Here is a 22402-nt window from a genome sequence, read left to right as displayed (position 1 = left end):
CTTGCCGGAAGCTCTGGCCGAGGCGGTGTGCCGGGAGCGTCCACGAACCCTCGCTTGTGGGTCGCAGGGGGAGTGCATGGTAAGCGTGCCTCGAAACACCGAAGCCCAGCCGGTCCCGATCCGTGCGGACGTGAAAGCGGACAGGGACGGCGGGATTGAGAGCGCGGCGAAGCGGATCCCCGGCGGGCCCCCCGCGTTTGACGGCATCGGGCCGCGCCTCAAGGCAATGCTGCAGGTCGCCCGCTATCACGGCGTCGAGCTTGACCCGAACGAATTCAGGGCGACAAGCGCGGCCTCGGTTCCAAACGCCTCCGATCTCTCGCAATGGGCGCAGAACGCCGGAATGTGGTCGCGCGCGCTCCGCATACGCTGGTCACATCTCTTGCGCTTCGAGCACACTGGTCCGATCGTCCTGCTGTTCAATGATGGCGGAGCCGGTCTCCTCATCGGAGCGAGCGCCGAGCAAAATGTCGTTCTGCTCAGAAGCGTCGATGCGCCCGATGACGCGGACGCCGTGCCGATCGACGAGCTCCGCCTGCTGCAGGTATGGTCGGGCGAGGCGATCCTGTTGCGGGCGGCGCGCTCCTACATTGCGGCGGACGCGCCATTCACCTTCGCCTGGCTGGTCGATCTGGTGCGACTCGAGAGCCGGCCGCTGCGCGACATCGGCATCGCCTCGTTCACGCTGAGCATCCTCACCATTCTGCCGCCCCTCATCGTCATGACGGTGGTCAACAAGGTGCTGCAGTTCAGCAGTGTCTCGACCCTAGTCCTCCTCTCCGCGGTCATCGCCGTCGTCTTCGCCTACGAGACGCTGCTCGGCCATGCGCGACGATTGATCATCAACGTCGTCGGCGCCCGCCTGGACACCAAGCTCAATCTGCATGTCTTCGGCAGGCTGCTGCGTCTGCCGCTCGACTATTTCGAGCGTCACCCGGCGGGTGAGACGATGTACCACCTCGCGCAGATCTATCGCATCCGCGAGTTCCTGACCGGAAAGCTGCTCAGCACGTTCCTGGACCTGATCACGCTCTGCGTCCTGATCCCGGTGATATTCTACATCAACGCGACGCTCGCGTGGATGGTGCTCGCCTGCGCGGTCGTGATCATGGCGATCATCTTCGCCTTCCTTGCGCCATTGCGCCGACGCTACCAGAGCGTGGTCGACGCCGAGACCTGGAAGGCAGCCGCGCTCGGCGAAACCGTCGTCGGCATCAAGACCGTCAAGGCGCTCGGTCTCGAGCCGCAGCGCAAGGCGCTATGGGACGAACGCGTGGCCGACGCAGGCAAGGCGCGTCTCGCCTTCGGGCAACTGGCGAACTGGCCGCAGACCCTGGTCACGCCGATCGAACGTGTCATGGTCCTCGGCACTATGCTGATCGGCGCCTATCTCGCGATGAGCGATGGGTCGGGCTATATGGTCGGCAGCCTGTTCGCCTTCATGATGATCGCACAGCGCGTCGCCCAGCCGCTGGTCGGCCTGGCGCGGCTGGTCGAGGACTATGAGGAGGTGGGCGCGGCAATCGGCGAAACCGCTTCGGTCCTCAACCGCCCCTTGGAAAGCAGTTCCAATTCCGCCGGTTTGCGGCCAAAGCTGGTCGGCGAGATCAAATTCAACGATCTGACCTTCAGCTATATCGGCACCAAGACACCGGCGCTCGACCGTGTCAACTTCGACGTTCCGGCCGGCACGATGTTCGGCATTGTCGGCCGCAGCGGTTCGGGCAAATCGACGATTGCCCGGCTGTTGCAGGGGATCAATCGCGACTACAGCGGCTTCCTCAAGCTCGATGGGGTCGACCTCAAGGAAATCAATCTTCGTCACCTTCGCCAGGGACTGGGCGTCGTCCTCCAGGACAATTTTCTGTTCCGCGGCTCGATCCGGGACAACATCATTGCCGGCCGTCCCGGCCTGACGCTGTCCGACGCCATGCGTGCCGCTCAACTGGCGGGCGCCGCCGAGTTCATCGAACGCATGCCGAACGGCTACGACACCTATATCGAGGAAGGCTCCCCCAACCTCTCCGGCGGCCAGAAGCAGCGGCTGGCAATCGCCCGCGCGCTGATCCATGATCCGACCATCCTGATCCTCGACGAGGCGACGAGCGCGCTCGATCCGGAGAGCGAGGCCGTGGTCAGCTCTAATCTCATGCGAATCGCCAGCGGGCGCACGATGATCATCGTTTCCCATCGGCTCGCCTCGCTGACCGAATGCGACCAGATCCTGGTCATGGACCAGGGCAAGGTGCTCGACGTCGCGCCGCACGCGACACTGCTCGAACGATGCGCACTCTACCGCCAGCTTTGGCTGCAGCAAAACCGACATCTTGACGGTCGGCACGGCCGCTTGGCGGCCGTTCCGCCCAGGCTTGCTTAGATTGGGCCGGCCATGAGCAGCACAACCTATTCAACCCTTCCTGTCCGCCGGCGCCGGCGAGAGGCCGGCGATCCGACGGCGCCTGCCATCCTCGAATTCCAGTGGCCATCGACGGCGGTCGTCAACGCGCCCATTCCACGGGTCGCACGCAGCATCGTCTGGATCATCTCCAGCATGGTCGTCGCCTTGATCGCGCTCGCAGCGCTGATCCCTGTCGACCAGGTTGTCACAACACGGGGGCTGGTAGTCTCGCAATCGCCCAACATCGTCGTCCAGCCCTTGGAGACTGCGATCGTCCGCTCGATCGAGGTGCGCGAGGGGCAGCGTGTGAAGGCGGGCCAGTTGCTGGCGCGCCTCGATGCCACCTTCGCCTCGGCGGACCTTACCGCGCTGGCCACCCAGGTCGCCACGCTCGAAGCCGAAGTGGCGCGCCTGAGGGCGGAAGCCGACGGCAAGCCGTTCAGCTATGATGGACTAGACCCAAGCTGGACATTGCAGGCCTCGATCTTCGATCGGCGCAAGGCGGTCTACGATGCCAAGCTGGAAAGCTTCGACCGGCAGCGTGACGAGTTGAGCTCCGTCATCTCGCGCTCCCAGTCCGATGCAGACGGCTATCGGCAGCGGCTCGCCGTCGCAGCGTCGATCGAAAAGATGCGCCAGCAACTCGAAGAAAGACAGGTTGGGAGCCGTCTCAACACGCTTCTCGCCGAGGACAATTCGGCGGAGATGTCACGATCGCTCGCCAACGCCGTGCAGACGACCGAGGCCGCCAAGCGCCAGCAGGCAGCGGTCGATGCAGAGCGCAACGGCTACATTCAAAGCTGGCGTGCCGACGTCTCGCAGAGCCTGTCGGAAGCCCACTCGCGCATGTCGGATGCCCGCGAGCTTTTCAACAAGGCGAAGCTGCGCAAGCAGTTGGTGGAGTTGAAAAGCGAGGCCGACGCCACGGTTCAATCGGTGGCCAAGGTTTCCGTCGGCGCGGTCCTGCAGTCCGGCGAGCGCTTGATCACGCTGGTTCCCGCCGATGCGGTGCTTGAGGTCGAGACCAACATCGTCGGACGCAGCAGCGGCTTCGTCCATGTCGGCGATCCCGTGGCCATCAAATTCGATACCTTCCCCTATTCGCAATATGGCGTGGCTCACGGCACTGTTCGCACAGTCAGCCCGGATTCATTCTCGGCCAGGGAGCAGGCACGCGATCCAAACAGCTCGCTGGCCATGCTTCCGGCGGATACCGATCAATTCTATCGCACGCAGATCTCGATCGACGATGTCGCCCTCCACAGCCTGCCAGCTGGTTTCGCGATCAGCCCCGGCATGCCTGTCACCGCCGATGTCAAGGTCGGCCGGCGTACCGTGCTGAAATACATGCTTGGCGCCATGCTGCCGATTGGACAGGAAGCGATGCGGGAGCCCTAGGATGGCTATCCTCGACCGCCTGACTGGACGCTTCCGTCCCGCGCTGGCGCTTCGCCGGGCGATCCAGCTTTCCGACAGCGGCAGGCTTGCGGAGGCATTTGCGCTGATGGCTATCGCGGCAGGCGCCGGCATTGTGGAGGCACAATATCGGGTCGGCCGTTGCTACTTGGAGGGCACCGGCGTCCCGCCGAGCCACTCGGAAGGGGCGCGTTGGCTGCGGCGAGCGGCCAATCGCGGCAGTCCCGATGCGCAGGCGCTGCTTGCCGCGCTGTGCATAGCAGGGCTTGCAGGCAAGGAATCAGGTTCCGAAGGCTTGTTCGAACGGGATTCCTCGCGAGAGTCGGACTTCACGGCAGCGCTCGAACTCGCGCGGAAGGCCTCTGAGGCGGGCTCTGCAACAGGGCAGGCACTAATTGGCTACATCCTGAGCAAAGGGCCCAAGGCGATGCGCGATCTCGATGCAGCGCATGGCTGGTACGAGAAGTCCGCGGCGGCCGGCTGTCCTGAAGGATGCCTCGGCTTTGCCCTTTCCTTGGCCCGGCTGCGGCAACCGGAGCAGCGAGCCAGGATTGCCGCCGAGGTCCGGCGCGCCGCGGATGCCGGCCTGCCGACTGCGCTCTATCTGCTTGCCATCCTCAGCGAGCACGGAGTGGGCGTGCCCGTCGATCTGGAAGCGGCTCAGAGACTCTATCGAGAGGCCGCAGAGAATGGGCACGCATCCGCTCAATTCCGGCTCGCGCTAGCCCTGATCGAGGGTAGCCTGGTGGATCAGGATGCCGTCGCTGGGGAAGCCTGGATGCGCCGCGCCGCGCTGACGGGAAATGTCGATGCCGCTTATCGCGTCGGCGAACTCTATGCCGGCAACCCCCAGCGGGACTATGCCGAGGCCGCGACGTGGTACCGGCGGGCCGCGGATGCGGGCCACCAACCGGCCGCCCGGGCCTTGGCATCGCTCTATCTGTCGGGCAATGGCGTGGCTAAGGACGCCGAGGAAGGTGCACGCTTGCTGCGTGCCGCCGCCGCCAGCGGCAATCGTGAATCCCAGGTTGATCTCGCAAACCTGGTTCTTGACGGTGGGGGCGAACCAGATGATGAAATCAGCGTAGCTGGATGGTTCGGGGCAAGTGCGTCATCGGGCGACCTGGTCGCTGCGTTCAATCTCGGTCTCTGCTTCGCCAACGGGCTTGGTGTGCGCAAGGATCAAGAGCGCGCAGCGCATTGGATAGCCCGCGCGGCCGAGGGCGTGGCCGAGGCGCAATACATGTATGCCCGAATGCTACAGGATGGTCGGGGCATGGCGGCCGACCAGAGGGAGGCCCGCCTCTGGTTTGAGCGGGCGGCCGGGGCAGGCATCGTCGATGCGCAGGTGGCTCTTGCCGAAATGCTCTACAACGGCCGCGGCGGAGAACGCTCTTTGATAGCCGCGGCACATCTCTTCAAGCAAGCCGCCGCCGCAGGCCATGCCGGGGCGATGTTCGCGATCGGCGCATTGTATGAGACCGGGCAGGGCGTGTCGCTCGACTACAAAGCGGCGCAGAAGTGGTTTGCAGCCGCCGCCGAAAGGGGCCACGGACATGCCCAACTCATGCTTGGCCGCTATCTCTCCAGGGGCATTGCCGGCGATCAAGACCCGGCTGCTGCTCGCATTTGGCTCGAACGGGCTGCTGCACGCGGTGTCGAGGAAGCCTCTGATGAGCTTGCCGGGGCATAGCAGAGGTATGCCTGGCTAGAAGCACCCAAACTCTATCGGCAGCAGTTGACCATTCCGGCTTAGGGCTGGACGCCGCCCCCATTTGCGGCTGATGGGCAGCTTCTTGCCGCAAAGCAACAAAAGTAGCGTAACGGCAGCTTTGCGCCTATTTCAGCCGTTGAGCCCGGCTTTGCCATCGCCGGAAAGCAGACGACCACTGCCCCGCGGTCCATCCTAGCGACGCGGCGATGCGCCAGTTTGCAATCAGCAGGCGGTTTTCCGTCACCCCAACCCGCCATTCGCGAATACGGTTTGAGCGTCGATCCAGGCACCGTCCTGCGAGCAGAGAAGCGCGATGACGCTGGCGATGTCTTCCGGCAGGCCCAGGCGACCGAGGGGGGTTTGTTCGGGAATTCCGCGAAGCGCTTCTTCGCCGTGCTGACGGAGGAGTTGCGTGTCGACGGCGCCGGGCGCCACTGCGTTGACCGAGATGTTGCGACCGGCCAGTTCCTTCGCAAGGACGCTGGAAAAGAGCACCTGGGCGCTTTTTGTGGCGGCATACGCGCCCGTACCTGGAGGTGGCGTCTTGATGATGCTTGAGGCCAGGCTGATGATCCGGCCGCCGTCACGCGTACGTCGCGCCGCTTCGCGCAGCACGTTGAAGCTGCCTTTGACATTGGTGGCCATCATTCGGTCGAAGGCCGCGTCCGTCATCTGGGCGAAGGGGCCGACGTTCATGACACCAGCGTTGTTGACCACCACATCGACGCCCCCGAACGCTTGGTCGTTGGCGTCGAAAAGAGCCTTGACCGCTGCGGGATCGGCGACGTCGGCCTGGCGAGCGATGGCGCGCCCCCCCGCGGGCGGCGAGTTCCCGGTTCGTGAGGTAGTTAACGGTGACGGCAAAACCATCGCGCGCCAGACGCATGGCGGTGGCAGCGCCGATGCCTGGCGACGAGCCGGTGACGACGGCCGCCCTGCCGGCGCCTGGGAGAGCGGCTGGGCTGCCCATGGCTGCCTGCGCCGAAGCCGTGCTTGCCAGGGCGAGAGCCACAGGAGCGGCGGCCGCGAGGGCCATGAAGGCGCGGCGTGAGCTGTCAGCATTGGACATTTCGACGGTCCCTTTGTCGATACGAGTGGTTTGCTTTGCGATATTTGCGGCCACGCCCGGCGATTCGCGGGCCAGGGCTTGTCGGCCGGTCGGGAGGAGATGAGAGTCACCGCCTTCCCAGCGAGGCGGCAATGCGCCGGTTTGCGACCAGCAAGGCGATGCCTGTCAGGACGCTAGCGATCGGGACGACCAGCAGCCCAAAGCCAAGGCCATTGGGCCCCTGCGCAGTTGCCACCGCGTCGCTGACCATGCCGACGATGAGAGGCCCGAGCGCCGGCCCAAGAAGGCCGGAGCCGATCATCACGAGGCTGGACGCCTGCGCTTGCTTATCCTCGCCGGCCACGAGATGGGCAGCGCCGAAGGCCCATGGCAGCATGAACGAGAAGGACAGCATTCCCGGCACCAACAGGGCGATCGACAACCAACCGGCCGGCGCGAACAAGGCTGCACTTGTGGTTGCGCTGGCGATCAGGAGGAGAATGGCAGGCGGTCCGAGCACCCTTCCAGTGCCTGAGCTCACCGCGCGGTCGAACCAGCGTCCGCCCAGGAGCGTGCCGATAATACCCATCAGGCCCTGCAAGAGGCCAAAGGCCAGTCCCACCTCGCTCGCGCTAAACCCGTGCGTGCGGATGAGAAACGGAGCGGAGAAGGCGTAGAAGGGTGTCGCGGCGAAGCCGAGGAAAATGGCGCCGATGAACAGCCAGCGAAACGCCGGGGACGCCAACAATCGGAGACTGGATTCTACGAAAGGTTCGCTATTTGCGACCGTGCGATCGAGCTTCGGGGTCGGCCCCACGATAACCAATGCCAACAGGGCGATCAGCCCGCCGATCGCTCCGGCGCCGATCATGGCCGTGCGCCATCCTAGCGTATCGCCGATCGCCCCGCCGGCGGCGAAGCCGACCATGGTGCCGAGTGGGATGCCCATCGCGAAAAGACCGATCGCCAGGCCCCGGCGCTCGGGCCGGATCTTTCTGGCGATCAAGGCATGGCCGGCAGGCACAGCGCCGGCTTCTCCGAACGCGACGCCGAAACGCGCGAGCGCCAGCAGCAGAAAGCTTGCGGCAAACCCGCCAAGCGCCGTCATCGCGCTCCAGAGCAGAATGCACGAAACCAAGACGAAGCGAGGCGATCCGCGATCTGAAGCCCGGGCGAGAGGCAACGACAGCAGCGAATAGCAGACTGCGAAGGCGAGACCTGTAAGTAGGCCCATCTGGGTGTCGCTCAACCCGAGGTCCGACTTTATAGATTCAGCAAGGATGAAGGGAAGTATTCTGTCGATCTGTGAGAAAGCATTAATAAGAAGCAGTGCCATGAAAATCGCGACCACGCGCCAACCGCGCACATATTGATTTGAGCGATTCTCTGATAGGAGCGGAAAATTTCGCTGTATGTCTATTGACCGCGCAGCGGCTTCTGTCATGTTCCACGCACTCCTCGCTTGGTTCGCATCCTCAAGCTAGATGGAGTGTCTGATGATCAGAATGCCGGAAGCCTCAAAAAACTTGCCCAATCCTGCAGGCGACGATAGGTTGTCAATTGAGGGCCATGTGCTGCGCTGGCCTCGCAACCCTCCGGAGGTGCGTGTGCCGCCATCGCTGTTCGGGGCAATCACCGCCTATATCGAGGCCCAGGGCGGTGGGCAGGGCGTGTTCCCGACGCCGATCGACAGCTTCAATATCGTCCGTTCCTTCAAGGAGAGAATGCGGATGCGGCAGGTTTACAAGCCGTCGATCTGCATCGTGCTCCAGGGGGCGAAGGAAATCATCCTCGGGGAGGACACGCTTCGCTATGGCGCGATGGAGTGTCTGGCGGTCGGCATGACGCTGCCGGCGACTGGGCACATCGTCGAGGCAAGTCCCGATGCACCGTATACCGGTTTAACGCTTGAACTGGACGTGGCGATGATCCGCGACGTGCTGGAGCAGCTCGAAGCGCCGCCGGCGCCCCCCGCCAACTCCGGTCCATGCCTGTTCGTGCGGCAGGTCGATGACCCTCTGGCCGAGTGTGTTCTTCGCCTTCTGCGGATGTGTGACACGCCCAAGGCGGTCCCGATCCTTTTTCCGTCCGTCATGCGCGAGATCTGCTACTGGCTCCTGACCGGCCCGAACGGCGGTGAACTCTGCAAGTTGGCTGAGCCTGAGTCGAACGCTGCGCGGATCGCGAAAACCCTCCACCTCATGCACGAAGATATCGCCCGGACGCTGCGTATGGAGGAATTGGCGGAAGTGGCGCGAATGAGCCTTTCGTCGTTCCATCAGCACTTCAAGGCGATGACTTCGATGACGCCGCTGCAGTTCCAGAAGCAGTTGCGCCTTCTCGAGGCGCGACGCCTGATGGTGATGGAAGATGCAAGCGTCGCCGACGCCGCCTATCAGGTCGGCTACGAGAGCGCGTCCCAGTTCAGCCGCGAATATTCCCGGATGTTTGGCGTTGCTCCGAAGCGTGACGTCATGAATCAGCAGCGCATGTATAGCGAATATGTCGGTCGCAGGGTGCAGACGGCGTAGCTGTCTCACTTTGTGCTGAGAGGGACTGCTCCCGGCAACTGCCAGGAGCAGCTCTTTTGGTGGTCTGATCGCTTGTCAAGTTGCGCGGCATCTCGGAGCTGTCGGGCGATGTCCTCCAGCTAGCTGCGGGTCCTACGCCAAGCGCGGGCTTAACATCAGCTTGTCCCGCAGGGATTGATAGACAGTCCGCACAACGGGCTGGAAAACCAGGACTGCGGGTAATCCTCGATCTACGCATTGACGGCGGCCAGACGGACCGACGTCATGTGGGCCTCCAGTCGTCTGTGCGGCCAAAGCTGCACCTGACCTTCCGAAGGTATCCCCCATCTGCAGGAACAGGCAAGTTTCTTGAAGGTTCGGATATTCTGATCATCGGGCACTCTCTTTAGCTTGGATTTCCGGTCGCCACCTGCGCGTTGCCGGTTCGGCACTGATGCCCGAACGGCAGCGTCAGGCCGAACCTGTCAATGACCCCAGATCCGAGCTTGGTATGCTTACACTCATTGAAGATGCACTCGATAGCTTCCTGAAAGAGGACGACGGACAAGCCATCGTCATGTTGAATCTCCTGCGGTTCCGAGAGGACGGCGGCAGGGAGCGATACGCGGACTACCTCGCTGTCGCCACACCTATCGTCGCTCGTTTCGGAGCGGAGATAGTCTATGTAGGCAATGGCCTCACGGCTCTTTCGGCAGAGCCCGGACAGGCCTGGGACGGGGTTGCTCTCGTCCGCTACCCCAATCGGCAGGCATTTGCCGATTTGGCGAGGGATGCCGACCACCGGGACAAGGCGGCACCGATGCGCGAGGCGGCGCTTGCGGAGGCCGTGTTGCAGCCTCTCCAGACGGTTTCCTTCTAGAGGCAACGAAAGGATTCCGGATGCGAAAGAATTGGACCACCCAGGACATGCCGTCCCAGAACGGCAGGACTATCGTCGTCACGGGCACCGGTGGCCTCGGCTTCCAGGATGCACTTGCGCTTGCGCGCGCCGGCGGCGACGTCATTATCGCCGGGCGAAACCTCGCAAGGGAAATGAGGCCGTTGCCCGCATAAGACAGTCGGTGCGACAGGCAAGCGTGAGCTTCGAGCCTGTTGATCTCGCAGATTTGGCCTCGGTCGCCGCATTCGGCCACCGCTTGCGCGAGAGCCGGGAGCGGATCGACACCCTGATCAACAATGCCGCCGTCATGACGCCGCCGCAACGCCAGACCACGGCGGATGGCTTCGAGCTTCAGTTCGGGACCAACTATCTCGGCCACTTCGCGCTGAGTGCGCATCTTTTGCCTTTGCTCAGGCGTGGGCGGGATCCTCGTGTGATCACGCTGTCCAGTATCGCCGCGCGCCGGAATGCAGCTATCAATTTCGATGATCTTCAGGCCGAAAAGGCTTATCAGCCAATGCCCGTCTACGCGCAGTCCAAGCTCGCCTGCCTGATGTTCGCGCTCGAACTTCAGCGCCGCAGCGACGAAGCCGGCTGGGGCCTGACGAGTATTGCTGCCCATCCCGGGATTTCGCGAACCGATCTTCTTCACAACGCACCGGGGCGATACAGTGCCCAGGGCCTTTTGCGATCGGTTTTGTGGTTTCTGTTTCAGCCCGCGGCACTGGGAGCACTGCCCACATTGTTCGCGGCGACCTCACCTGATGCTCGCGGCGGCAGGTACTACGGTCCCGACAGGCTTTCGGAGACACGCGGCTATCCGAGCGAGGCGGCAATTCCGGCGGCCGCATTGGAACCGCATGTCACCCGCCGGCTTTGGGATGTCTCGGAAAATCTGGCAGACGTCGATTTCGGCGCTGCAGCGACGACGCCTCTTCATGCCATTCCGATCCAGGAGGCCTGACGGATGGACCCGCTCGCAAGCCTCGTCGACTGGATCGCTTTTTACGGGATGCTCGGTTTGTTCGCTGCCGGACTGGCTGAACGCTTCATCCCGGCTCTGCCTTCACATGGCTTGCTGGTTGCAATCGGCATGGCCGCGGCCGGAGGAAGTTGGTCGCTGCCCGCCGCTTTCATCATGACTACCTGCGCTAGTGTAGTCGCCAGTATTGCACTGTTTCTGGTCGTCCGGACAGTCGGACAGGGTGTGTCCGCCAAGCTCCTGTATGGAACCGGGCGACTCCTGGGTCAGCCATCGACGCGCATCGACGGTATGCTGACCTCCTTTCGAGCGCGCGGAAGGGGCCTGTCCCTGATTGCCCAGATCGTGCCTACAGTCCGCTTCGTAGCGCCGCTGGCCGCTGCCGTTGTTCGCCTGGACACGTGGCGCTTTGCCGCCGGCACTCTGCTGGGTGTCGCGCTATGGAATGGCACGTTCCTCGCCGCGGGCTACACGGCCGCACGGTCGATCCCCGACGTCAACGCATCTGCCTTCGCGCTTAAGCTCCTGCTCCTGGTTCTTGGCGTGGAGACGTTGTCCATGCTGGTCTGGCGGCTGTTCGGGCGAAGCAATTGGCGCCGGACTTCCTCCGAGGATCGAGCATGCTGAACAGGTCATCAGAGACCCTTCAGTTCTTCCGGGCATGGCTATCAGAACCGCTCAGGGTTGCGGCCGTGACACCATCCGGACGGGCGCTCGCGGCCTTGATCGTGTCGGAGATTTCCCCGGCGACCGGACCGGTGCTCGAGCTCGGTCCCGGAACGGGCGTGTTCACGCGCGCTCTGTTAGGGCGTGGGATCGCCGAAGAAAACCTCGCGCTCATAGAATTGGGAGCCGAGTTTGCCGCGAAGCTGAGCGCCGATTTCCCGCGCGCAAAGATCTTGTGCATGGATGCGGCGCGCTTGCGCGACATCGAGCTTTTTGGTGACAGCCCGGCAGGGGCCGTGATCAGCGGCCTGCCGCTTTTGTCGATGCCACCGCGAGCGGTCTATTCCATCCTGCAAGGAGCCTTCGCGCATCTTCGCGCGAACGGTGCGTTTTATCAGTTCACATATGGCCCGCGCTGTCCGGTATCGCGACCGCTGCTCGACCGCTGGGCCTCGAGGCCAGCTATCTGGGCGGCACCTTCGCAAACTTGCCTCCTGCCGCCGTCTACCGCATTCAGCGTCGTAAGACTCCGCGTGTCCCCGAAATCCGGGTACGTCCCACGACGGCGGACAATCGCTGACACGGCAGCCCATAGTTGCCACGAGGATCAAGCCTTGCGCTGGATCCCATGACCAATCGTAGTGGTGATATGGTCCCAGCCAGACAGGGCGATTTCCGCGACGGCTGCGAGCTCAGCGCGATCTGCTCCATCACGGGCGCGGATCGCCATGCCGCTTTGTACAGTCTGCACGAACCTCGCCAGCTTGGTCGTGTCTGCCATGGCCTGGAGATCCCCGTCGCCTTTGGCTTTGTCGAAGCGAGCTTTGAGGAGATCGAAACCACCCGCGCGTGTCGCCCGCATGAGTTCGCCAAGTTCGGAATGCCCTTCGCTGCCCACGGTAGCGAGCGTCGCCATGCACCCATGGGGCAGATCGCAATCTCCACCCGTCATGGCCACGGCGGAGTCCTGAAGAAATGCCAGCGCCGCCTCTCGTGCCGTCGAGGCCTTCCGGAACCGCGTCCAGACCAAACCCTCATAGGTCGTGTAATAGTATCGGAGCGCTTCCGTGTAGAGCGTGTCCTTCGAGCCAAAGGCCGCATAGAGGCTCTTTGTTCCGATCCCCATCGCATCCGTCAGATCGGCGATCGAGGTCGCCTCGTATCCCTTGATCCAGAACAGCCTTGTCGCGGCTGCGAGCGCGGCCAGGCGATCGAATTCCCGCGGCCGGCCGCGTGTGGGGCGTGTCGGCATTGGGCTGTTCAGAGGAGCTTGAGTCTTATTATACATCGATCACTGCATAAATCAGTTGACGGCGCTTTGCAACGAGCCTATCGATTTATGCAGCGATCGCTGCATAAAAGGAACGGATGATGAATTTGCTTGGAAAACGGGCTCTGGTGAACGGTGGCTCACGGGGAATAGGGGCTGCGATCGCGATTGCGCTTGCCGAGCATGGGGCTGATGTCGCCGTTACCTATCAGCGCTCTGCCGATCGGGCCGCGACCGTGGTCGGTTCGATCGAGGAGAAAGGACAGCGGGGGCTCGCCATTCAAGCCGATAGTGCCGACCCGGAAGCTATCAGCCGTGCCGTCACCGAGACTGTCGATGCGTTTGGAGGCCTCGATATTCTGGTCAACAGCGCGGGCGTCGGAACGGCTGGAATGACGGCGGACCTGTCGCTGGTCGACCTGCAGGCCATGCTGGACGTTAATGTTCGCGCGCCAGTCCTCTTTGCCCAGGCAGCGATCCCGCACCTCTCATCAGGAGGCCGCATCGTCTCCATCGGCTCCTCGCTTGCCGAGCGTGTTCCATTCCCAGGGGTGACGGCTTACGCCATGTCGAAGTCGGCACTGCTGTCGTTCACGCGAGGCCTCTCGCGCGAACTCGGCCCTCAGGGCATTACCGTAAATTTGGTTCTGCCGGGTTCGACCGATACGGAGATGAACCCGGCCAATGGCGAGAATGCTGATTATCAGCGGAGCCTGACGTCGCTGGGCCGTTTTGGCGAGCCCCGTGAAGTCGCGAGCGCCGTCGCGTTCCTTGCCGGTCCCGCTGCAAGTCTGATTACGGGTGCGGTCCTGAATGTAGATGCCGGCTTCAACGCCTGAGCTGACCCTGCCGACATCTGCCAGTTGCCGGCGGCGCTGCGTGACGTGGCGCAGGTTCGGCAGCTGAGGCCCTTTGCTTGCGGTCAAACTACGAAGTCGAAACGGCCGAACCGTCCGTCGCGGGTTTGCTTCATGTCGAGGACGAGTGTTTCGTGAAAGACTGATCTCCGACATTTCGGGGCTCTCCGGGAAAGTAGAGCTGGGTTGTGAGGACGCGGCCGCCAGGACGCTGGACCTTGAAATGGAAGTGACGCGTTCGGCCGGGATAAAGCGCGGGCACGATGGTGTTGAACCACCAGCGCCCCTGCACATCCGTGAACTGGTGGCCGCGCAGCCGGAAGCCGATGCTGTCATAGGCGCCGTTTTCATCCGCATGCCAGATTTCGACGAGGCTGCCGGCGAGGGGCCGGCAGCGATTGTCGAAGACGAACCCCGCGACGGTGATCCGCTCGCCACCGGGCGCGCCGGGATAAAGATCGCGTTCGAGCGGCGAGTTCGGCCGGAAGAAGGGGCCGGCCTCCCTTTCGATCGTGAGGTCGTCCCCATCGTCGTAGGAGAGTGTCAGCGGCAATTCGGGTGCGGCTTGCGCGAACGCCCTCATCCTGGCGGCATCGATAAGAGACAGTGTCAGAAAGGCCGTCAGAAGAGAGCGTCGGGTGGAGGGCAAGGTCGGTCTCCGGGATTCGATGAGGTTGCTGATGAACCGGCCGGGGCGGTTATTGCAGCCGCTGCACGGCGTTGGCCTGCGCCTCCGTGATGAGGCCGGAGTACATGTTCTCCTTGCCTGGATACCAGGGCATCGAGCCGATGGAGCCAAAGCCGGGGATCGTCTCCATATGCGCGACCATACGGGCGCGCATACGCGTGTCGGGAAGCGGGCCGGTCATCGCCTGGACATTGTCGCTCATATGGTCGGGATTCGACGTGCCGCACAGCACGCTGGAGACCGCGGGATGCGCCATGACCCATTTTAGGAAGAACTGGGCCCAACTCGTCGCGCCGAATTCCTGGGCGAAACCGGGAAGCGGCTGTCCTTCGACGACCTTCATCAGGCGTGCCTTTTCAAGCGGCAGATTGATCAGCACGCCGACGCCTTTTTCGGCGGCCACCGGAAGCAGGCGGCGCTCGGCGTCACGATTGAAGATCGAGTAGTTGGTCTGGATGAAATCGACGTCACCGCGTTCGACGATCGCCAGCAGTTGCTCCTGCGCAGCCGACTCGTGATGGGTCACTCCGACGTGGCGGATCAGGCCGTCCTGCTTCCAGGATTTCATCAGCGGGATGACAACCGGCGCGTTGGTGATGCTGTGGCACTGCATAAGATTGATCGTATCGCGCCAAGTGCGCATCCGGGACTGCCGGAAGCTTTCTAACGCATGGCTTTCGTCGCCGAGATATTCACCCGTGGCCCAGACTTTGTTGGCGAGAAATATCTCGTCCGAGCCTTCGAACTCGCCCATGAACTGGCCGACGCTGACCTCGGCCGAGCCATAGAGCGGCGAGGTGTCGATCACACGACCGCCTGCAGCTGCATACCTTTCAAACACCTGCCGAAGGTCCTCGCGGCTATCGCCGGGCTTCAGGTCGAAGGTGAGGAAGGTACCGAGGCCCAGCGTGGTCACCCGTTCACCGGTGCGGGGCAGGGTGCGGGTCAGCACCTCGGGATTGGAGCCGGAGGCCGCCGAGCTTGTATCCTGGGCCTGCGCCGCAACGGTGGTCTGGGCGGCGAACGCCAACCCGGTTGCAGTTGCACCCAATGTGCCGAGGAACCCGCGGCGATTTATTCTTGAGGGGGCCATGAGCGGCTTCCTGTTCGATTATCGTTGAATTCAAAACTGCCAGTTGGCGGGTATCCAGGCGTAGCCGCCGTCGGTCTTCAGCATCCGGCCGAGGCCAGGGAACGGAAAGTGGAAGCCAAGCACCGGGGATGCGGTCGGTTGCCGCCCTGTCGAAGATGCGCCGGCGGGAGGAAAGCGCGGTCTGCTTGTCACGGTCGGGACCCGGAAGCCAGGGATTGTCCACGTTGACGACCGGGTGGTAGGCAAGGTCGGCGGTCAGAAGCAACTGGTCGTTTCCGGAGTGGACCAGGAAGGTCGCCATGCCCGGCGTGTGGCCGGCGGCGGCCAGCGTCGTGAGGCCCGGCACGATCTCGGCGCCGGCTTCGTAAAGCTCCACATCGTTCATGACGGGTTCGAGGCTATTCTCGATGTTGGCGGCGAAGCGGATGCGGAACTCCTCGGGCACCGGCATGTAGGAGAGATCCGGATCGGTGCGGACGAAGAAATCCCAGTCCGCCTTTGGCACGAAGACCGTGGCGCGGGGGAAGGCCTTGCCGCCATCCGCGGTTCTGAGATTGCCGACATGGTCCGGATGGGTGTGCGAGATGACGATCGTATCGATGTCCGCCGCGCTCAGGCCGATCGCCGCGAGGTTGTCGAAGATCCGGCCGCCATGCGGCCCCATCGTCGAGCCGGCGCCGGCCTCGATCAGTATCCGGCGGCCATCGGTTTCGATCAGAAGCGTATTCAGGTTGAGCGTCAGGTGGTCGGTCGGAAGGAATGCTCGCCGCAGCACCTCCTCAAGCTCCGCTTCGGGCGCGTCGCTGGCATAGACACGAGGGCCGCCGATGACGCCATCGCTCAAAACAGTAGCGCTAATCTCGCCGACGCGGAAGTGGTAGTGACCCGCGTTGCCAGCCAACGACGACGCGGCCTGGGCATTAGCGTTGCCGGCGCTCAGGCTTGGGATGAGCATGCTTGATGCGCCTGCGACAGCGGACAGCATGATAGCGCGTCTATTGAGAGTGAAGGCATTCATCATCGGTTTCCCTTCTTCGTGGGGCACCCTCCCGCGCCTTTGACAAATACGAGTCCGGAAATGACCGGCGGAAGGAACTGGGGAGGCGCGATAGCTGAACCTTTTGCCCACCATGACATGGCACAATTAATTCGATAAGTTGCGCATCCATGATTAGCTTGGTTAGAAATTCTTACCAATGAACTCTCTTCGCCTGGACAGTTTTGATGTCTTCGTCTCTATCGTCCGCTGCGGTGGCTTCCGGGCGGCGGCGCTCGAGCGTGGCGTGTCTTCGTCGGCCCTGAGCCAAACGATGAATGCGCTCGAAGAGACCCTCGGCATCCGGCTCCTCAATCGCACGACGAGAAGCGTGTCTCCGACCGAAGCCGGGAAACGCCTCCTTGAACGGCTAGCGCCAGCATTGAGTGACATCAGGCTGGCGATCGCGGAAGTCGACGAGTTGAGAGACACTCCGTCCGGAACGCTTCGGATCAACGCTCCGGCGCCGGCCGTCGATCATTTTCTTTGCCCGTTGGCCTTCGACTTCATGGACGCCTATCGCGAGGTGAGGATTGAAATCGTCAGCGATGCGGCGGTCGTCGACATAGTGGAACAGGGCTTCGATGCCGGCGTCAGATTCGGCAAACAATTGGCGCAGGATATGATCGCGCTCCCGCTTGGCCCCGCGCTTCGCTATGCGATCGTCGCTTCACCGGACTACATCGAAAAGCACGGCCAACCCCAGGTACCAAAGGATCTCGTCGGTCATGATTGCATCAAGCGCAGATTTCCTGGGGGCACTTTGGTTACCTGGCGGTTTGCCGACGGAGACGAAGAGATAGAGGTCGCTCCCACGGGCCGCCTGATGGTCAGTTCGGCGCACAACGAACTGCAGGCGGCGCTGGCCGGCAGAGGAATAGCCCATATTTTCGATGATTATGCCAAACCCCATATCCTGAATGGCGAACTCATTGAGCTCCTCTCCGATTGGAGCCTGATATTGCCACACTGGTTTCTGTACTATCCGAGCCGCCGCCTCCCGAGCGCTACCATGCGGGCATTTCTCGATTACGTTAGGAGCTACGACTGGCAGGCCCGCACGTGACGGCGTCCCGTCGGACCAGTCGTTCAAGTCGGTTGCACAAACCCGCCATGCAGAGCTTCGATGCTTTAGACGACTTCGGCCCTTTAAGGTACCTCGATGCCGTGGCCGAAGAGATCTCCACCACAAGAGGGCTGGGAGGTCCAGCAGGGTATTGGTAGTTCAGCTTCCTGCGCAAACAGGCATGCGTCTCAATGGCAGCTTTGCGCCTTCATCTCAGATGTACAGGCTGGCATCACTCTCGCGCGGAAGCAGACCTTGGCGCGACGACGTTCAACTCTGATGCGCGACTGCGGGCTGCCCCGCATGAAACCAGGTGTCGTTCGATAAGGAAATTCCACCCTCTAGCCACGAAATAGAAAATACAATCTCTACAGATGAATAGAGTTATGCTTGATGACCCGCAGGTGGGGCCATTCGCGCCGCCTGTCACAAACTCATTCGTCTCATTGAACAGGACGGACATGGCTTCCGAAAAAGCCAGTGCTTCGCAAGAGAGAGCGCCTTGGAACGATTTCCGCCCAGGTGATCATCATCTCGGGGCCGGTTGAGCCGTTGTAACCGGCTCAACATCAATGAAGCCCGTCGGCCGCGGTCGGCGGGCTTGTTTATTTCAGGCCTTGATGCTCGGCGTGCCATCGAAAGACAGTCGCTCCACCGTGGCTACATCGCCACCGAGAGTGCCTCAGCCTCATCCAGTAGCGTCGGGCCATAGTGCCCATTCACCTGCTCTTCGCTCATCAGCACGCCGGGCGGGCAATGCTCCTCGATCGTCGCGCGGATCAGGCGCAGCGCAGCGCGGCACTCGGTGATGTCGATCGTCTCCATGACGAACAAACATTCGCTTTAGCTAAAATGTTCCCGTAAGCAAAGACCAGTTGCGACCGTGGGTGAGCCAGCCACGTACAACGCGACTACAATAGGGCTGGAAAATGGCGCGGACGACAAGGCCAGCTAATCAGTCGTCTTAACCGGGATTTGAAATCGATAGATTATACCGCGCTCGCTGTCCGTCACTCTAACCCATTTCTCGTCGGCGCTGGCTTCCCAATCTTCTGTTACCACAGCGTCGCTGATCACGCGGGCGACCGCCTCTTCAGGCGTCTCCGCAGTAATCTCGCGGCCCGCCATCGGCAAATCGCCGTCCATCTCTTCGACGAAAAACTTTTTGGACACGTGGGTCCCTCGCTGGTTACCTCGGAAGGTAACGACCGCAAATTGAAGATGCTTCCGGATGCACCAAATTGGCGTAAGGCAACGCGGCCCGCAGGAGAAGGTTCAAGTCCAAAAATATGAGCGGAACCTAATATACCGCCTCTTGCTTATGGGATAATGAGCACACGCGGCGCCAATTTTCTCGAGCGTTGGATGGCAGAGCATCTGCCCAAGGCGGGGACGGATGACCCTGCCGCGATAAGCGATTTGACCGACCGAGCAATGGAAGCGGCCGATGTAGAAGGGATCGAGGTCCGCGAGATCTACGAGGAAGGCGGCAGCGTCTTCGAGGTGATTGCGGCGGCTATGCAACACCGCGACGGCAGTTTGCCGGACAATGATCTCACCGAATTCGACCTTCTTGCTAGCCGACTTTCACGAGAGGCGAATCTCACAGAAGCCCAGGCTCGCAATCTGATTGAGCGCTTCGGCACGGATTGGGAAAAACTCCTGAATGAAGCCTATTTCCTGAAAGAGCTTGAAGGTCGGCTTGGGCAGGAATAAATCCCTCATCGGTGCGGCGATCCTTTTCACCACAAGGATCGCCATGGGCAAAGAATATCTGTTTTCAGAGAGCACGCTCGGTGACAAACTTGCGGCCGGCACGGGATTGTCGGTCCACTGCTTCGGTTGTCAGCGCCGCGCGGTTCTTGATGTCGCCGAACTGGTGCGGCGGTTAGGGCCTGACCACGGCTGCATGCATTGGGACTTGTTGAAGGTGCTGTACTGCCACGAATGCCGCGGCGCAGGGCGGGACGATCGGAACCTGCAGTTCACCAACCACGCGTTGACGCCCGAGAAACGAAAGGGCTGGACGCCTTGTCCCTAGGTGCCCAAAGCCCCCTCCGTCGCCGCTGGTACATCCGCAGTCGGCGACGGAGTTCGAGGAGCGGCCCGGCAGGCTGGCAGGGTAGGCCAGCAAGCGCCGGGCCTAACCGGGGGACTTCGGCTCGCGCAAATATATCCCTTTGCCGGAATAATAAGCACGTATCCATAAGGACGAACGTGGGAGTAGCCCCACAGGCTGTCTCATCTCGGGACCGAATTGCTGGCATCAATTTTGCGCCGGGTCAAAAACAATCGAGTGGGAGTGATTTTGCCCATCCGGGCATATCGGCCGGCGCCGCGTCGCTGGAGAACCATCCTGCTCAGTTCTCGTCCTGCCACCTGCGAAGATCCGTCTGGTCATGATAGGCCATGCGATCCGGCGTGGTGATGAATTCCATCGTCGTTCCCCACGGCATGCGGCAGTAGCAGACCTTGTTTCCAGGACCTTTTTCGGTTGCATAGGGAATAGCGCGCGGCGCGGTGAGGGGTGTGCCTCCCGCCTTCTCGAAGCGCTCTACCGATGCGTCGATGTCGTCGGTGTAGACACCGAAGTGCGTAATGCCGAAGTCGCTCGCCCGGATCGGCTGGGCTTGCTCGGGACCGTGCATTTCGAAGAGTTCGATATCGGGTCCGGTTCCGATCTTGACCATCGCCTGCGCACGCACGACCGTTCCGGGGAACGCGCCGACGGCCCGCTCGAATTCGGGTCCCTGTCGCGGCGGGTCCTGCGGTCCGAAGGACTGGTAGATCACCTGGCCGCCGAAAGCTTCCACCAGGAACGATTTAGCTGCTTCGATGTCGGGCACCGTGATGCCGATATGATTGACGCCGCGAATGACGGGTGCGGTCATGACAGTCTCCATTCTTATTTAGGCGATCCGCCCGGCCCACGACGGCGCGGGCGCCTAGTTTCAATTGGTCTTGAGGAAATCGATCAGAGCGGCGGCGACTTCGTCCGGCCGCTCGTCCGCGACATAGTGGCTGCACCGGGCGATCGAGCCGCCCGTCACATTGGTGGCGAACTCCTTGAGCATGGGGACCATCTGCGCACCGAAGCGCTGGTCCCCACCCAAGCCAAGCACCGGTATCTCGAGCGGCTGCTTCTTGTACTCGAGCGCGGCCGCATGGTCGGCAGCGAGGCTGCGATACCATTCCATGCCGCCGCGCGTGCGGCCAGGAAGAGCCATTGCTTTCGCGTAGATCGCGATGTCCGCCGGATCGAAGGTGCTGTGATCGTAGAACCGCTCTGCCATGAAGGTCGAAACATAGTCATATTCACGGCCATGGATCAGGCGCTCGGGCAGATCCCGGTTCATATGGAAGCTGAAGTGCCAGAGCCTGGCGGTTGTCGTCTCCCATCCGGTCCAGCCGGGAAGCGGAACATCCAGGACGGCCAGGTGGGTAACAGCCTCCCGATAGATGGCGGCCTGCGGCAACGCCACCATTCCGCCAATGTCATGGCCGCACACGACGTAGCGTTCATGCCCAAGGGCAACCATGACCTCGTGCGCGTCCCGCGCCATCGTGGCCTTGTCATAGCCGTCAAGCGGGCAGTCGGAAAAACCCGCGCCGCGCAGATCCATGGCCACCACGCTGAAATGCTCGGCGAGCAGCGGCATCACATGGTGCCATTCCCACCATGTCTCCGGCCAACCGTGAAGCAGAAGGATCGGCGGGCCTGAGCCCCCCGTGACGGCGTTGATCTTGATGCCATTCACCGGCACCATCTGCTGGGTAAACCCTTCCAAAGTTGCGATCATGATCGCTTTCCAATCGATGTTGACGTTCAAACAGAGCTCGCGGCCAGCGCTTAGGGCTGGCCGAAATCGGTGGCGATCGTGATGTCGCGCCAGGCGTCGATATCGCTGCGAAAGGAAGCCAGCTTTCGCTCGGCGATCGCATGTGCGATCGGGCCGAGCGGCAGATGAAGCGGGGCGTCATCGGCATCGACTGCCTGCAGGATGACCGCGATCGCCTTGTCGGGATCGCCGGCCTGATTGCCGTTGTTGGTTTCGCGATAGTGCCTGCGCGAGCTCGCGGCGTATTCCGGCATCTCGTTGGCCGCCATCGTGATCGAACGGCCAAGGAAATCGGTGCGAAACGGCCCAGGCTCGACGATCAGCACGCGAATGCCGAACGGCTTCAGCTCGCCGGCGAGCGCTTCGGAAATCCCTTCCACGGCGAATTTGGCGGCATGGTAATAGCCTCCGCCGCCACGGCCCTCGATGCCCGCGCCGGACGACATATTGACGATCGTTCCGCCCGAACGTCGTAGGACGGGCAAGGCGGCTCTGGTGGTTTCGATCAGACCGAAGACGTTTACCTCGAACATCGGCCGATATTCCTCGGGCGTGCCTTCCTCGATCGCGCCGAACAGCGCGTAGCCGGCATTGTTCACGAGCACGTCAAACCCGCCAAAGGTCTCGACCGCCTTTGCGACCGCTGCCTTGGCTGCCGCCGCATCCGTCACGTCGAGCGGCAAGGTGATCATGCGGCCGCCGAAAGGCTCGGCCATTTCCTCGATCATCTTGACATTGCGGGCCGTCGCAATGACCCGGTCGCCACGCTGTGCTGCGGCGAGCGCGAGCCGCTGGCCGAAGCCGCTTGAGCAGCCTGTGATGAGCCAAGTTTTCATTACTTCTTCTCCGAGTTGTTTTCAGACGACGCCACGCTGCCGTCGCCGCGAGCCGTCATGTCGGCCATGACGACCAGTCCTT

The 22402-nt window shown here is 62.3% G+C and carries 20 protein-coding genes and 4 pseudogenes; 13 read left to right on the top strand and 11 right to left on the bottom strand.

Going from position 1 to position 22402, the window contains the following annotated elements:
* The first annotated feature begins 76 nt into the window (after window positions 1-76).
* Genes EJ072_RS04845 through EJ072_RS04835 form a run of 3 tightly spaced genes read left to right on the top strand, consistent with a single transcriptional unit; the run spans window position 77 to window position 5507 of the window.
* Window positions 77-2377 (top strand): peptidase domain-containing ABC transporter, encoded by a 2301-nt coding sequence (locus EJ072_RS04845; protein WP_126078795.1) that lies wholly within the window; start codon window positions 77-79, stop codon window positions 2375-2377.
* Between the two features lie 12 nt (window positions 2378-2389).
* The gene (locus EJ072_RS04840) at window positions 2390-3796 is read left to right on the top strand and encodes an HlyD family type I secretion periplasmic adaptor subunit (RefSeq protein WP_126078794.1); all 1407 of its coding nucleotides are present in this window, start codon (window positions 2390-2392) and stop codon (window positions 3794-3796) included.
* Window position 3797: 1 nt separating this feature from the next.
* Window positions 3798-5507, top strand: a complete 1710-nt coding sequence (locus tag EJ072_RS04835; RefSeq protein WP_126078793.1) for an SEL1-like repeat protein — start codon at window positions 3798-3800, stop codon at window positions 5505-5507.
* Between the two features lie 261 nt (window positions 5508-5768).
* Here EJ072_RS04835 and EJ072_RS04830 read toward each other — a convergent pair.
* Window positions 5769-6597, bottom strand: a pseudogene (locus EJ072_RS04830) (SDR family oxidoreductase).
* 106 nt (window positions 6598-6703) lie between these two features.
* Window positions 6704-8020: an MFS transporter gene (locus EJ072_RS04825; protein ID WP_126078792.1), complete on the bottom strand. Its 1317-nt coding sequence runs from the start codon at window positions 8018-8020 to the stop codon at window positions 6704-6706.
* A gap of 163 nt (window positions 8021-8183) precedes the next feature.
* Here EJ072_RS04825 and EJ072_RS04820 point away from each other — a divergent pair, with 163 nt between their 5' ends.
* From EJ072_RS04820 to EJ072_RS04800, 6 genes and pseudogenes are all read left to right on the top strand, one after another.
* Complete coding sequence (locus EJ072_RS04820; protein ID WP_126083506.1) at window positions 8184-9107, top strand: AraC family transcriptional regulator; 924 nt, start codon at window positions 8184-8186, stop codon at window positions 9105-9107.
* Between the two features lie 490 nt (window positions 9108-9597).
* Window positions 9598-9966, top strand: a complete 369-nt coding sequence (locus EJ072_RS04815; RefSeq protein ID WP_126078791.1) for a DUF1330 domain-containing protein — start codon at window positions 9598-9600, stop codon at window positions 9964-9966.
* A gap of 20 nt (window positions 9967-9986) precedes the next feature.
* Window positions 9987-10160 (top strand): hypothetical protein, encoded by a 174-nt coding sequence (locus tag EJ072_RS37460; RefSeq protein ID WP_348526526.1) that lies wholly within the window; start codon window positions 9987-9989, stop codon window positions 10158-10160.
* Window positions 10161-10183: 23 nt separating this feature from the next.
* On the top strand, window positions 10184-10951 hold the full coding sequence (locus EJ072_RS04810) for an SDR family oxidoreductase (RefSeq protein ID WP_348526525.1): 768 nt from the start codon (window positions 10184-10186) through the stop codon (window positions 10949-10951).
* Window positions 10952-10954: 3 nt separating this feature from the next.
* On the top strand, window positions 10955-11596 hold the full coding sequence (locus EJ072_RS04805) for a VTT domain-containing protein (RefSeq protein ID WP_126078790.1): 642 nt from the start codon (window positions 10955-10957) through the stop codon (window positions 11594-11596).
* Window positions 11590-12215, top strand: a pseudogene (locus EJ072_RS04800) (phospholipid methyltransferase). Before EJ072_RS04805 ends, EJ072_RS04800 begins: the two are co-directional and overlap by 7 nt.
* A gap of 27 nt (window positions 12216-12242) precedes the next feature.
* On the opposite strand, the gene EJ072_RS04795 reads toward EJ072_RS04800, so the two are convergent.
* The gene (locus EJ072_RS04795; protein WP_126078789.1) at window positions 12243-12887 is read right to left on the bottom strand and encodes a TetR/AcrR family transcriptional regulator; all 645 of its coding nucleotides are present in this window, start codon (window positions 12885-12887) and stop codon (window positions 12243-12245) included.
* Window positions 12888-13003: 116 nt separating this feature from the next.
* On the opposite strand from EJ072_RS04795, the gene EJ072_RS04790 reads away from it, so the two are divergent.
* Window positions 13004-13744 carry an SDR family oxidoreductase gene (locus EJ072_RS04790; protein WP_126078788.1) on the top strand — a complete coding sequence of 247 codons (741 nt, stop codon included), beginning with the start codon at window positions 13004-13006 and terminating at the stop codon, window positions 13742-13744.
* 83 nt (window positions 13745-13827) lie between these two features.
* Here EJ072_RS04790 and EJ072_RS04785 read toward each other — a convergent pair.
* From EJ072_RS04785 to EJ072_RS04775, 3 genes and pseudogenes are all read right to left on the bottom strand, one after another.
* A pseudogene (locus EJ072_RS04785) lies at window positions 13828-14411 on the bottom strand (intradiol ring-cleavage dioxygenase).
* 49 nt (window positions 14412-14460) lie between these two features.
* Entirely contained in the window at window positions 14461-15543 is a 1083-nt protein-coding gene (locus EJ072_RS04780) for an aldo/keto reductase (RefSeq protein WP_126078787.1), read from the bottom strand.
* Window positions 15544-15573: 30 nt separating this feature from the next.
* Window positions 15574-16561: pseudogene (locus tag EJ072_RS04775) on the bottom strand (MBL fold metallo-hydrolase).
* A 178-nt stretch (window positions 16562-16739) separates the two neighbouring features.
* Between EJ072_RS04775 and EJ072_RS04770 the strand changes: the two are divergent.
* Window positions 16740-17645, top strand: a complete 906-nt coding sequence (locus EJ072_RS04770) for a LysR family transcriptional regulator (RefSeq protein ID WP_126078786.1) — start codon at window positions 16740-16742, stop codon at window positions 17643-17645.
* 660 nt (window positions 17646-18305) lie between these two features.
* Here the strand turns inward: EJ072_RS04770 and EJ072_RS04765 are convergent.
* The gene (locus tag EJ072_RS04765) at window positions 18306-18470 is read right to left on the bottom strand and encodes a hypothetical protein (protein WP_245467189.1); all 165 of its coding nucleotides are present in this window, start codon (window positions 18468-18470) and stop codon (window positions 18306-18308) included.
* A 126-nt stretch (window positions 18471-18596) separates the two neighbouring features.
* Window positions 18597-18818 carry a hypothetical protein gene (locus tag EJ072_RS04760; RefSeq protein ID WP_126078785.1) on the bottom strand — a complete coding sequence of 74 codons (222 nt, stop codon included), beginning with the start codon at window positions 18816-18818 and terminating at the stop codon, window positions 18597-18599.
* A gap of 192 nt (window positions 18819-19010) precedes the next feature.
* Here EJ072_RS04760 and EJ072_RS36505 point away from each other — a divergent pair, with 192 nt between their 5' ends.
* Together EJ072_RS36505 and EJ072_RS04750 are read left to right on the top strand one after the other, a co-directional pair.
* Complete coding sequence (locus EJ072_RS36505; RefSeq protein WP_245467188.1) at window positions 19011-19361, top strand: hypothetical protein; 351 nt, start codon at window positions 19011-19013, stop codon at window positions 19359-19361.
* Window positions 19348-19686: a hypothetical protein gene (locus tag EJ072_RS04750; RefSeq protein ID WP_126078784.1), complete on the top strand. Its 339-nt coding sequence runs from the start codon at window positions 19348-19350 to the stop codon at window positions 19684-19686. Before EJ072_RS36505 ends, EJ072_RS04750 begins: the two co-directional genes overlap by 14 nt.
* A gap of 319 nt (window positions 19687-20005) precedes the next feature.
* Here EJ072_RS04750 and EJ072_RS04745 read toward each other — a convergent pair whose 3' ends face one another.
* From EJ072_RS04745 to EJ072_RS04735, 3 genes are read right to left on the bottom strand one after another with little or no spacing between them, the layout of a single operon-like run.
* Entirely contained in the window at window positions 20006-20536 is a 531-nt protein-coding gene (locus EJ072_RS04745; protein ID WP_126078783.1) for a VOC family protein, read from the bottom strand.
* Between the two features lie 60 nt (window positions 20537-20596).
* Window positions 20597-21445 (bottom strand): alpha/beta hydrolase, encoded by an 849-nt coding sequence (locus tag EJ072_RS04740; RefSeq protein WP_126083505.1) that lies wholly within the window; start codon window positions 21443-21445, stop codon window positions 20597-20599.
* A gap of 50 nt (window positions 21446-21495) precedes the next feature.
* Complete coding sequence (locus EJ072_RS04735) at window positions 21496-22320, bottom strand: oxidoreductase (protein WP_126078782.1); 825 nt, start codon at window positions 22318-22320, stop codon at window positions 21496-21498.
* Between the last annotated feature and the right edge of the window lie 82 nt (window positions 22321-22402).

Origin of the sequence: Mesorhizobium sp. M2A.F.Ca.ET.046.03.2.1, assembly GCF_003952425.1 — a bacterium.
Taxonomy (GTDB): domain Bacteria; phylum Pseudomonadota; class Alphaproteobacteria; order Rhizobiales; family Rhizobiaceae; genus Mesorhizobium.
This window is presented reverse-complemented; position numbering and strand designations above follow the sequence as displayed.

Coding starts and splice junctions, on each gene's coding strand:
- EJ072_RS04845 (WP_126078795.1), top strand. CDS start 77: ATGGTAAGCGTGCCTCGAAACACCGAAGCCCAGCCGGTCCCGATCCGT.
- EJ072_RS04840 (WP_126078794.1), top strand. CDS start 2,390: ATGAGCAGCACAACCTATTCAACCCTTCCTGTCCGCCGGCGCCGGCGA.
- EJ072_RS04835 (WP_126078793.1), top strand. CDS start 3,798: ATGGCTATCCTCGACCGCCTGACTGGACGCTTCCGTCCCGCGCTGGCG.
- EJ072_RS04825 (WP_126078792.1), bottom strand. CDS start 8,020: ATGACAGAAGCCGCTGCGCGGTCAATAGACATACAGCGAAATTTTCCG.
- EJ072_RS04815 (WP_126078791.1), top strand. CDS start 9,598: ATGCTTACACTCATTGAAGATGCACTCGATAGCTTCCTGAAAGAGGAC.
- EJ072_RS37460 (WP_348526526.1), top strand. CDS start 9,987: ATGCGAAAGAATTGGACCACCCAGGACATGCCGTCCCAGAACGGCAGG.
- EJ072_RS04805 (WP_126078790.1), top strand. CDS start 10,955: ATGGACCCGCTCGCAAGCCTCGTCGACTGGATCGCTTTTTACGGGATG.
- EJ072_RS04795 (WP_126078789.1), bottom strand. CDS start 12,887: ATGCCGACACGCCCCACACGCGGCCGGCCGCGGGAATTCGATCGCCTG.
- EJ072_RS04790 (WP_126078788.1), top strand. CDS start 13,004: ATGATGAATTTGCTTGGAAAACGGGCTCTGGTGAACGGTGGCTCACGG.
- EJ072_RS04780 (WP_126078787.1), bottom strand. CDS start 15,543: ATGGCCCCCTCAAGAATAAATCGCCGCGGGTTCCTCGGCACATTGGGT.
- EJ072_RS04770 (WP_126078786.1), top strand. CDS start 16,740: ATGAACTCTCTTCGCCTGGACAGTTTTGATGTCTTCGTCTCTATCGTC.
- EJ072_RS04765 (WP_245467189.1), bottom strand. CDS start 18,470: ATGGAGACGATCGACATCACCGAGTGCCGCGCTGCGCTGCGCCTGATC.
- EJ072_RS36505 (WP_245467188.1), top strand. CDS start 19,011: ATGGCAGAGCATCTGCCCAAGGCGGGGACGGATGACCCTGCCGCGATA.
- EJ072_RS04745 (WP_126078783.1), bottom strand. CDS start 20,536: ATGACCGCACCCGTCATTCGCGGCGTCAATCATATCGGCATCACGGTG.
- EJ072_RS04740 (WP_126083505.1), bottom strand. CDS start 21,445: ATGATCGCAACTTTGGAAGGGTTTACCCAGCAGATGGTGCCGGTGAAT.
- EJ072_RS04735 (WP_126078782.1), bottom strand. CDS start 22,320: ATGAAAACTTGGCTCATCACAGGCTGCTCAAGCGGCTTCGGCCAGCGG.